Here is a 9,764-nt window from a genome sequence, read left to right as displayed (position 1 = left end):
CGCAGCGGCCCGCCTCCCGGCGGGCCGTTTTCTGTCTGCTTTTGGCAACACTCCCTCGGTCGCGGCCCACGCGGCAAGGTCCCGCCGGCACTTCCTCTTGCAACCGTGGCGCGGCTCGGCCAAAAGGCGCCCATGTTGACGATTTCGGAACTCTCCCTGCGCGTTGCCGGCCGCTTGCTGATCGACCACGCGTCCCTTTCGCTTCCGGCCGGCACCAAGGCCGGCCTGGTCGGCCGCAACGGCACCGGCAAGACGACGCTGTTCCGCGCCATCACCGGCGATCTCGCGGCCGAAACCGGCACCATCGGCCTGCCCAAGGACACGCGCATCGGCCAGGTGGCTCAGGAGGCGCCCGGAACCGAGGAACCGCTGATCGATATCGTGCTGAAGGCCGATACCGAGCGCGCGGCGCTTCTGGCAGAGGCCGCAACGGCCACCGATCCGCACCGCATCGCCGAGATCCAGACGCGGCTGACGGACATCGACGCCCATTCGGCGGAGGCGCGGGCGGCGGCGATCCTGTCGGGCCTCGGCTTCGACGCCGAGGCGCAGAAGCGCCCCGCCTCCTCCTTCTCCGGCGGCTGGCGCATGCGGGTGGCCCTGGCGGCGGTGCTGTTCACCCAGCCCGACCTTCTGCTGCTCGACGAGCCGACCAACTATCTCGATCTCGAAGGCACGCTGTGGCTGGAGGGGTATCTGGCGCGCTACCCGCACACCGTGCTGCTGATCAGCCACGACCGCGACCTCCTCAACCGGGCGGTCAATTCGATCGTGCATCTGCAGAACCGGAAGCTCACCTTCTGGCGCGGCGGCTATGACCAGTTCGCCCGGCAATATGCCGAAAAGGCCGAGCTGCAGGAAAAGATGCGCGGCAAGCAGGAAGCGCAGCGCAAACACATGCAGTCCTTCGTCGACCGCTTCCGCTCGAAGGCCTCGAAAGCCCGGCAGGCACAATCGCGCCTGAAGGCGCTGGAGCGCATGACGCCCATCGCCAGCGTCGTCAACGAGACGGTGCAGCCCTTCCGCTTCCCCAACCCGCAGAAGGCTGTCGCCTCGCCGATCATAGCCCTCGAAGGCGGCGCGGTCGGTTACACACCCGGCAAGCCGGTGCTGAAAAGCCTGTCGCTGAGGATCGACAATGACGACCGCATCGCCCTGCTCGGCGCCAACGGCAACGGCAAATCCACTTTCGCCAAGCTGATCGCCGGCCGGCTGTCGCTGGAAAAGGGCACGATGACGGTCGCGCCGGGCCTCAAGGTCTCGATCTTCGCCCAGCACCAGCTCGACGATCTGCGGCCGGACGAGGATGCCTACCAGCATCTGCGCCGCCTGATGCCGGACGCGCCGGAAGCCAGGGTGCGGGCGCGGGTGGCCCAGTTCGGCCTGACGACCGAGAAGATGTCGACGCCGGCGCGCGATCTTTCCGGCGGCGAGAAGGCGCGACTCCTGATGGGGCTTGCCACCTTCGAGGCCCCTCACCTTCTGATCCTCGACGAGCCGACCAACCACCTCGACATCGACAGCCGCGAGGCACTCGTGGAAGCCCTCAACACCTTCGAGGGCGCGGTGATTCTGATCAGTCACGACCGTCACCTGATCGAGGCAACCGCCGACCGGCTGTGGATCGTCGGCGGCGGTTCCGTGGCGCCCTTCGACGGCGACATGGAGGATTACCGCAGCCAGATGACGGGCGGCGCCAGCCGGGCCAAGGAAAAGCGCGAAACCGACAAAGCCTCGAAGGCGGACCGCCGCAAGGAGGCGGCGCGCAAGCGGGCCGCCCTCGAGCCGCTCGCCAAGGAAATCAAGGCGACCGAGGGCCTGATCGAGCGCACGCGCAAGCGCATCGAGGCGATCGAGGCACGGCTGGCCGATGTCAGCCTCTACGACAAGGAGCCCGACAAGGTCTCGACGCTGGCCAGGGAGCGTGCCGAGCTGTCCTCCATGCTGTCGCGCCACGAGGATCGCTGGCTGACGCTGTCGAGCGAATATGAGGAAGGCATGGTGTCATGAGCCACAACCGTCTCACCGTCGGCTTCGACGCCGACGACACGCTCTGGCAGAACGAGCGCTTCTTCCGCCTGACGGAGGCGCGCTTCGCCGCGCTCCTGGCGGATTTTGCCGAGGCCGATCACCTGGCGGAGCGGCTGCTTGAAGCGGAGAAGCGGAATCTCGACAAATACGGCTTCGGCATCAAGGGGTTCACCCTGTCGATGATCGAGACGGCGATCGAGGTGACCGAGGGGCGCGTGCCGTCACGGACGATCCGCGAGATCATCGACGCCGGACGCGACATGCTGGCACATCCGGTCGAGCCGCTGCCGCATGCGCGCGAGACGCTGCAGCGGCTTGCCGGGCGGCATCGTCTGGTGATGATCACCAAGGGCGACCTGTTCGATCAGGAACGCAAGCTGGCGGCCTCCGGCCTCGGCAGGTTTTTCGACGCGATCGAGATCGTCAGCGACAAGTCGCGCGGCACCTACGAACGCGTGTTCGGCCAGCATGGCGACGGGGCCGAGAACGCCGTGATGATCGGCAACTCGCTGAAGTCCGACATCATCCCCGCCATCGAGGCCGGCGCCTGGGGCGTCTTCGTGCCGCATGAACTGACCTGGGCGCACGAGCATGCGGAAGAGCCGGCCGGCGCCCCACGCTTCCGCCGCATCGCGCATCTGGGCGAGTTGGAGCGGGTTCTGGCGGAGATCGGCTGACGGCGGTGGCGCCGGCTACCCCTTCTTCTGCCAGCGCCGGTCGGGACCCTGCTGCCAGTAGGTGACGGCATGGCCGGCGGCCTTCATGACCTTCCAGTGGGCGCGCGCCGCGTCGAGCTGCGCGGCGTCATGACCGTCGAACAGGAAGACGGCCCGCTCGTAGCCGGTGAGTTCGCCGGGTTCGGCATTGTCGACGAGAAAGCGGATCTGCGCGCCGTTGGCGTTGGAGGGGCCGTCGCTCAACAGGACCGGCTGCAGGGCCGCGTGCTCGTCGCGGTCCGTACCGTGGGCGAGGAAGGACTCGTCGCGCCAGGTCCACAGCAGCGCGTCGAGCGCCTCGCAGCGCTCGCGGCGGCCGGTCTGCACGGCGACCTTCCATCCCCTCTCCAGACTTTTCTCGACCAGAGGAGGCAGCGCCTCCTCGAGCGTCGATTCGGTGAGATGATAGAAAAGGACGTCCATCCTATTTTTCGTAATGGTCGGCGACCAGCCGGTCGAGCAGCCGCACGCCGAAGCCCGAGCCCCAGGAGCGGTTGATCTCGGTGTGCGGCGAGCCCATCGCCGTGCCCGCCACGTCGAGATGCGCCCAGGCGGTTTCCTTGACGAAGCGCTTCAGGAACTGCGCTGCCGTGATCGATCCCGCCATGCGGCCGGCCGAATTCTTCATGTCGGCATTTTTGGAATCGATCAGCTTGTCGTATTCCGTGCCGAGCGGCATGCGCCACAGCTTCTCGTCGGTCGACAGGCCGGCGGCCGTCAGCCGTTCGGCGAGCGTATCGTCGTTGGAGAACAGGCCGGCATGGTGATGGCCGAGCGCCACCATGATGGCCCCCGTCAGCGTCGCCAGATTGACCATGAACTGCGGCGCGAAGCGATCGTTGCAGTACCAGAGCAGGTCGGCCAGCACCAGGCGCCCCTCGGCGTCGGTGTTGATGACCTCGATGGTCTGGCCGGACATGGAGGTGACGATATCGCCGGGGCGCTGGGCATTGCCGTCCGGCATGTTCTCCACCAGGCCGATCAGGCCGACGGCGTTGACCTTGGCCTTGCGGGCGGCGAGCGCGTGCATGACGCCGACCACCGCGGCGGCACCGCCCATATCGCCCTTCATGTCCTCCATCCCGCCGGCCGGCTTGATCGAGATGCCGCCGGTGTCGAAGACGACGCCCTTGCCGACAAAGGCGACCGGTTTCTCCTTCGCCTTGCCGCCGCTCCACTCGATGACGGCGAGCCGCGGCGGACGCACGGAGCCCTGGGCGACGCCGAGCAGCGCGCCCATGCCGAGCTTCTTCATTTCCTTCTCGGTGAGGATCTCGACCTTGGCGCCGAGCTTCTCCAGCTCCTTGGCCTTGGCGGCGAATTCGACCGGACCCAGCACGTTGGCCGGCTCGTTCACCAGGTCGCGGGCGAGCAGCACGCCGCCGGCAACGGCCTCAGCGCGGGCGAACGCCTTCTTGGCGGCGGACGGGTCGGCGCACTGGATGGTGATCTTCGCCTTGTCGGCGGATTTCTCCTCGCCGTTGCCGTTCTCCCGGCTCGTGGTCTTGTACTTGTCGAAGGAATAGGCGCGCAGCATCATGCCGAGGGCAAGGTTGGCGACATCCTCGGCGGAAGGCTCCGAACCACCCAGGTCGGCGATCACGGCGATGTCCGTGGCACTCTTCGCGGCGGCCATCGCCGCGCCGCCGATCTTCAGCCAGCCGCCTTCCTCGATGGCCCCGGCCTTGCCGACGCCGATGGCCGAGAGCCGGTCGAAACCAGTGCCGGCGGGCGCCAGAACCTCGACGCTCTTGGCCAGCTTGCCGGAGAAGCCCGCCACCTCGAAGGCCCGCGACAGGACGCCGTCGGGATCGCAGGCCCTTGCCTGTTCCCCGAGCCCGCCCCCTTCGGCTGCCAGCACAAGGACGCTGCCCTTTTTGGGCAAGGCGAATTTGGCGAAGGCGACGGTCGGTCTGTCGGTCATGATATGTCCTAGATTTCCGTGATTGGTCGTTTAGACGATGCCCGCGATCTTGGAGGTTTTATGCGAATTGGCAAGGGCCGCCCGCTGGCACAGCCCTATTTTTCGGCGATGCACAGGCCTTCGAGCCTATGGTTATCGCCAGGTAATCAGAGCGTTAACCGCGTTTGTTTCAGCTTTTCTAACCAATGCCCGCCACAGTCTGCGCCGGGACAAGAATTGGTGGGTCATACTCCCGTGCCGGCAATTGCTCGTTGTGCCCGCGTCAGCGGGCCGCTAGGGTCGCGCGCGCGACTTGAGGCCTGCCAGCAACAACCGGACCGTCGAACTCCATGAAGGTGATCGAACTCTACATCATGCGTCGCACCTTCGCGCTGTTCGCGGCGGCGTTGCTGTGGGTGCTCGCCCTGGTGTGGACAACCCAGGTCCTGAACCGCATCGATCTCGTCACCGACAGCGGCCAGTCGGCCGGCACCTTTTTTCTGGTCGCCGCGCTCGTCCTGCCGGCGGTGATTCCGGTCGTCATCCCCTTCGCGCTGGGCATCGCCGTGGCACAGACATTGGCCACCATGAACACGGATTCCGAGCTGGCGGTCATCAATGCCTCGGGGGCGCCGCGCGGCACGATCATCCGGCCGATCCTGATCATAGCGCTCGGCGCCAGCATCGCCTCCTTCCTGATCAACAACACCTTGGAGCCGGCCTCGCGGCAGGCTTTCCGGTCGATCCTCGCCAATGCGCGCGCCGACCTCATCACCACCGTTCTTCAGGAAGGGTCCTTCCAGAAGGTCGGCGACGGGCTGTTCGTGCAGATCTCGGAGCGCCTGCCGAACGGCCTCCTGGGCGGCATTTTCGTCGCCGATTCGCGCGACGAGAAGACGAAGCTCGTCTACCACGCGCGCACCGGGGCGACCGTCGAGCGCGACGGCGGCAGCATCCTCGTCATGCAGGACGGCATGATCCAGCGGGAATCAGCGAATGGCGACGTGTCGACGATCCGCTTCGATTCCTATGCTTTCGACCTGTCCGAGTTCACCAGCACCGGCGGCGGCATGCCGACACTGCACCCGAAGGACCGGTCTCTCGGCTTCCTGCTTTCTCCCGATCCGAACGACGATTTCTACAAGCGCTCGCCACAGGTGTTCCGCGCCGAATTGCACATGCGATTCTCGGAATGGCTCTATCCGCTCGTCTTCGCCATGATCGGCCTTGCCGTGGCGGGCGATGCGCGCTCGTTCCGCGAAGCGCGCCTGCATCCGATGGTGACGACCATGGTCATCGCGCTGCTGGTGCGCTGGATCGGCTTCTACTCGGGGACGGAGGCCGAAACCTCCTCCGTCTTCTCCTTCGTCCTCTATGCGGCACCGATCTTGATGATTGGCATATGCGCGTTCTTTATCGCAACCAATCGGGTGATGGAGCTGCCGACACACTGGGTTGAAAAGCTGACGGCCCGCATGCAGTCACTCACCGACATGATGACACGCCTGCGCATCAGGCTGGCGCGGATGCGCAGCCCTGCCGGAGGCCGCGGATGATCGGCTACACGCTGGGCAGCTATTTCTTCCGCCGCTACGCCTCCATCACGGCCTGGAACTTCGTCGGCATCGGCATCCTCATCTTCATCGTGACCTTCGCCGAGGTGTCGAGCCGCTCTGCCGGCCTGCCGGGCTATTCCACCCAGTGGGCGCTGTCGCTTGCCGCCCTGCAGACCCCCATCATCCTGCTTCAGGCGGTGCCCTTCATCGGTCTCATCGCGGCGATGGCGACGCTGATCAGCCTCAACCGCAAATACGAGCTGGTGGTGGCCCGCGCCGCCGGCGTTTCCGCCTGGCAGTTCCTCACCCCGATCGCTTTCGGCTCCTTCGTCTTCGGCGTGCTTGCCGTGGGGCTCCTCAATCCTTTGGCCGCGCATGGATTCTCCCGTGCCCAATCGCTCGAAACGGAGGTTCGCGGAGCCAAGACGACGGCCAATTCCGAGGCCGAGCAATGGATCAAGCAGCGCTCGGGCGACGAGGAGACGGTGATCGGTGCCAGCGCCGTGCTCAATGGCGGGCAGGTGCTGGTGCGGCCGACCTTCTTCCGAATCGACAGCGAGGGGCGAATCGCCGAGCGGCTCGACGCCGAGCGGGCGTTCCTGCGTGACGGATTCTGGGAATTGACGACCGTGGCACGACGCCGCGGAACGGCCGCTGCCGAGCATCTGGTGAGCGTCCAGGTGCCGACGAATCTGCGCGCCGAGTTCGTCGGCGAACAGCTCACGCGGCCGGAGGCCACGTCGATCTATGCGCTGCCCGGAAAGATCGAGGTCGCGCATTCCTTCGGGCTCAGAGCAAACGCATTTGCCACGCATTTTCATTCACTTGTGGTGCTTCCCGTACTTCTCGTGGCAATGACGCTGATTGCCGCTACGGTATCCATGAGATTCACGCGCATGGGGCAGTCGGCGACGGTGATTCTGGGTGGCGTCCTCGCCGGCTTTCTGCTTTATGTGGTCTCGGTCTTGGTCAAGGCGTTCGGCAGCGCGGGGGTCGTCCCTCCCGTCGTGGCTGCGTGGACGCCTGTGGTCGTTGCCATGTTCTACGGGGTCACTTTCCTGTTGTATAAGGAGGATGGTTAGTGGGAGTTGCGGCAGACAGAGCCGGCATTTCCGCCAGACTGGCGCGCCTGATGGGCGCGACGGCGGCGGTGGCCCTGTGCGCATATGCGCAGCTTCCGCAGGCCGCATGGGCGCAGGATATAAACCTGCCGTTCGGCAATGACCTGCCGCAGGACGCCCAGATGCTCCTGACGGCCGACAACCTGATCTACGACAACGACCGCAACACCGTCACCGCCGCCGGCGGGGTGCAGATCGAGTACGACGGCAACCGCCTCGTCGCCGACCGGGTCACCTATGACCGCACCACCTCGCGCGTCATGGCCAGCGGCCGCGTGGAGATCGTCGAGAAGGACGGCAACCGCATCTATGCCGACGAGATCGACGTCACCGACAATTTCAGCGACGGCTTCGTCAACGCCCTGCGGGTGGAGACGGTCGACAAGACCTATTTCGCCGCCGAAAGCGCCGAGCGCACGGGCGGGCGGCTGACGACCTTCAACAACGGCGTCTACACCGCCTGCGAACCCTGCCGGGAAAAACCGGAAAAGCCACCGATCTGGCAGATCAAGGCGCAGAAGATCATCTGGAACGGCGAAGCCAAGACCGTCCGCTTCGAGCGCGCCCGCTTCGAATTCTTCGGCATGCCGATCGCCTATCTCCCCTTCTTCGAGGTGGCCGATCCGACGGTGAAGCGCAAATCGGGTTTTCTCATTCCGAGCGCCTCCTACAAGGACGAGTTGGGGTTCGGGGTGAAGGTGCCCTACTACCTCGCCTTTTCGCCGACCTACGATCTGACGGTTTCGGGCACCTATTACACGCGGCAGGGCTTTCTCGGCGAGGCCGAATGGCGGCAACGCTTCGACAACGGCCAGTACAGCGTCAAGATCGCAGGCATCAAGCAGCAGGATCCGGAAGCCTGGAAGAGCAACACGGTCAACGGCTCCGAAACCACCCGCGGCATGATCGGCTCGAAGGGCACCTTCCAGATCAATCCGCGCTGGACCTTCGGCTGGGACGTCCTGGCGCAGAGCGACAAGAATTTCTCGCGCACCTACGGGATCAGCGGCTTCTCCGACCTGGTGCAGACCTCGCAGCTCTACCTGACCGGCCTCGACGACCGTAACTTCTTCGATGTCAGGGCCTATCATTTCGACGTTCAGGAAGACACCAAGGCCATCGCCCGCGACGAGCAGCAACCCTGGGTCCTGCCGAGCCTCGACTACTCCTATACGCTGGACGAGCCCGTGGCCGGCGGCGAGCTGACCTTCGACGTCAATGCGCAGGGGCTTTATCGGAACAACGAAAGCTTCAGGACCAACAACGGCACGAGGCTTGATGGCCCGGCCGGGCGTTTCGGGCGCACGACGGCCGAGGCGGAGTGGAAGCGCTCCTTCGTGACGACCGGCGGCCTGGTGATAACGCCGATCTTGCAGGCGCGCGGCGATGCCATCCACACCGATTACGACATGAACGTCGTGAACGGCATTCCGAACTTCATCAACAACAATCCGGGCATGACCAGCGACGTCCGCTCCTCCTACTATCGCTACATGGCGACGGCGGGTCTGGAAGCGCGCTGGCCGATCCTGTTCTCGACCTCCAGCGCCTCGCACGTCCTGGAGCCGATGGCGCAGGTGTTCGTGCGGCCCGACGCCACCTACCAGGACCGCATCGGCATCCCCAACGAGGACGCCCAATCGCTGGTCTTCGACGCGACGACGCTCTTCGAGCGCGACAAGTTCTCCGGTTACGACAGGATCGAGGGCGGCACGCGCGCCAATGTCGGCATCCGCTATTCCGGCAGCTTCGCCAATGGCTGGACGGCACACGGCCTGCTCGGCCAGTCCTATCGGATCGCCGGCGCCAATCCCTTCGCGCAGCCGGACCTCGTCAATGTCGGCGCCTATTCAGGCCTCGAGTCGGACGTCTCGGATTTCGTCGGCATGGCCGGCATCGCCAGCCCGAACGGCTTCGCCTTCTCCGTCGGCGCACGGCTTGACGAGAAGACCCTCGAATTGCGGCGAACGGACCTGAAGACCGCGGCGACGCTGGGCAACGTCACCGCATCCCTGCAATATGCCTATATCCAGGCCCAGCCGACCTATGGCTTCGCCACCGACCGGCAGGAGGTCACCGGGCTCACCAAGGTCAAGTTCAACGAGAACTGGAGCGGTTTCGCATCCGGAACCTATGATCTCCAGGAAGAGACGCTGGTGAAGAACGCCTACGGCTTTGCCTATGGCGACGAGTGCTTCATCTATTCGATGACCTACACGCGCAGCCAGAATCGCGACACCAAGGAAACCGACCATTCCTTCGGCTTCACCATTTCGCTGCGCACCATCGGCGATTTCGGCAGCAGCACGGGCGATCTGAACTCCAGCTTCTGATCATTGGTTGCATAATACCAAGGGAGATAGCTATTGACCGATCTGATGGGACAGGTCGATCCGCTGGCTAGGCGCGCTGCGCAGGGCGATGCGGGGCATCGTCC

General features: G+C 65.2%; 7 protein-coding genes. 5 read left to right on the top strand and 2 right to left on the bottom strand.

Annotation, left to right across the window (positions count from 1 at the left end; translation table 11 throughout):
- Positions 1–132 precede the first annotated feature (132 nt).
- Both NUU27_RS23725 and NUU27_RS23720 read left to right on the top strand, forming a co-directional pair.
- Positions 133–2,010 carry an ABC-F family ATP-binding cassette domain-containing protein gene (locus tag NUU27_RS23725; RefSeq protein WP_257764772.1) on the top strand — a complete coding sequence of 626 codons (1,878 nt, stop codon included), beginning with the start codon at positions 133–135 and terminating at the stop codon, positions 2,008–2,010.
- Positions 2,007–2,708, top strand: coding sequence for an HAD family hydrolase (locus tag NUU27_RS23720; protein WP_257764771.1), 702 nt, complete (start codon positions 2,007–2,009; stop codon positions 2,706–2,708). Before NUU27_RS23725 ends, NUU27_RS23720 begins: the two co-directional genes overlap by 4 nt.
- A gap of 15 nt (positions 2,709–2,723) precedes the next feature.
- Here NUU27_RS23720 and NUU27_RS23715 read toward each other — a convergent pair whose 3' ends face one another.
- Together NUU27_RS23715 and NUU27_RS23710 are read right to left on the bottom strand one after the other, a co-directional pair.
- Positions 2,724–3,170, bottom strand: coding sequence for a DNA polymerase III subunit chi (locus tag NUU27_RS23715; RefSeq protein ID WP_257764770.1), 447 nt, complete (start codon positions 3,168–3,170; stop codon positions 2,724–2,726).
- A gap of 1 nt (position 3,171) precedes the next feature.
- Positions 3,172–4,671, bottom strand: a complete 1,500-nt coding sequence (locus NUU27_RS23710) for a leucyl aminopeptidase (RefSeq protein WP_257764769.1) — start codon at positions 4,669–4,671, stop codon at positions 3,172–3,174.
- Positions 4,672–5,000: 329 nt separating this feature from the next.
- Between NUU27_RS23710 and lptF the strand changes: the two genes are divergently transcribed.
- From lptF to NUU27_RS23695, 3 genes are read left to right on the top strand one after another with little or no spacing between them, the layout of a single operon-like run.
- Positions 5,001–6,206: an LPS export ABC transporter permease LptF gene (lptF, locus tag NUU27_RS23705; protein WP_257764768.1), complete on the top strand. Its 1,206-nt coding sequence runs from the start codon at positions 5,001–5,003 to the stop codon at positions 6,204–6,206.
- A complete protein-coding gene (gene lptG, locus NUU27_RS23700; RefSeq protein WP_257764767.1) occupies positions 6,203–7,288 on the top strand; it encodes an LPS export ABC transporter permease LptG in 1,086 nt (361 codons plus the stop codon). Before lptF ends, lptG begins: the two co-directional genes overlap by 4 nt.
- Positions 7,288–9,660 (top strand): LPS-assembly protein LptD, encoded by a 2,373-nt coding sequence (locus NUU27_RS23695; protein ID WP_374568044.1) that lies wholly within the window; start codon positions 7,288–7,290, stop codon positions 9,658–9,660. The genes lptG and NUU27_RS23695 overlap by 1 nt, the downstream gene beginning before the upstream one ends.
- Positions 9,661–9,764 lie beyond the last annotated feature (104 nt).

This window comes from Nitratireductor sp. ZSWI3 (assembly GCF_024655565.1).
Taxonomy (GTDB): Bacteria; Pseudomonadota; Alphaproteobacteria; order Rhizobiales; family Rhizobiaceae; genus Nitratireductor.
This window is presented reverse-complemented; position numbering and strand designations above follow the sequence as displayed.

Bases quoted from the DNA above. Each gene is read 5' to 3' on its own strand.
- NUU27_RS23710 (WP_257764769.1), bottom strand. From the start codon at position 4,671: ATGACCGACAGACCGACCGTCGCCTTCGCCAAATTCGCCTTGCCCAAA.
- NUU27_RS23725 (WP_257764772.1), top strand. From the start codon at position 133: ATGTTGACGATTTCGGAACTCTCCCTGCGCGTTGCCGGCCGCTTGCTG.
- lptG (WP_257764767.1), top strand. From the start codon at position 6,203: ATGATCGGCTACACGCTGGGCAGCTATTTCTTCCGCCGCTACGCCTCC.
- NUU27_RS23715 (WP_257764770.1), bottom strand. From the start codon at position 3,170: ATGGACGTCCTTTTCTATCATCTCACCGAATCGACGCTCGAGGAGGCG.
- NUU27_RS23720 (WP_257764771.1), top strand. From the start codon at position 2,007: ATGAGCCACAACCGTCTCACCGTCGGCTTCGACGCCGACGACACGCTC.
- lptF (WP_257764768.1), top strand. From the start codon at position 5,001: ATGAAGGTGATCGAACTCTACATCATGCGTCGCACCTTCGCGCTGTTC.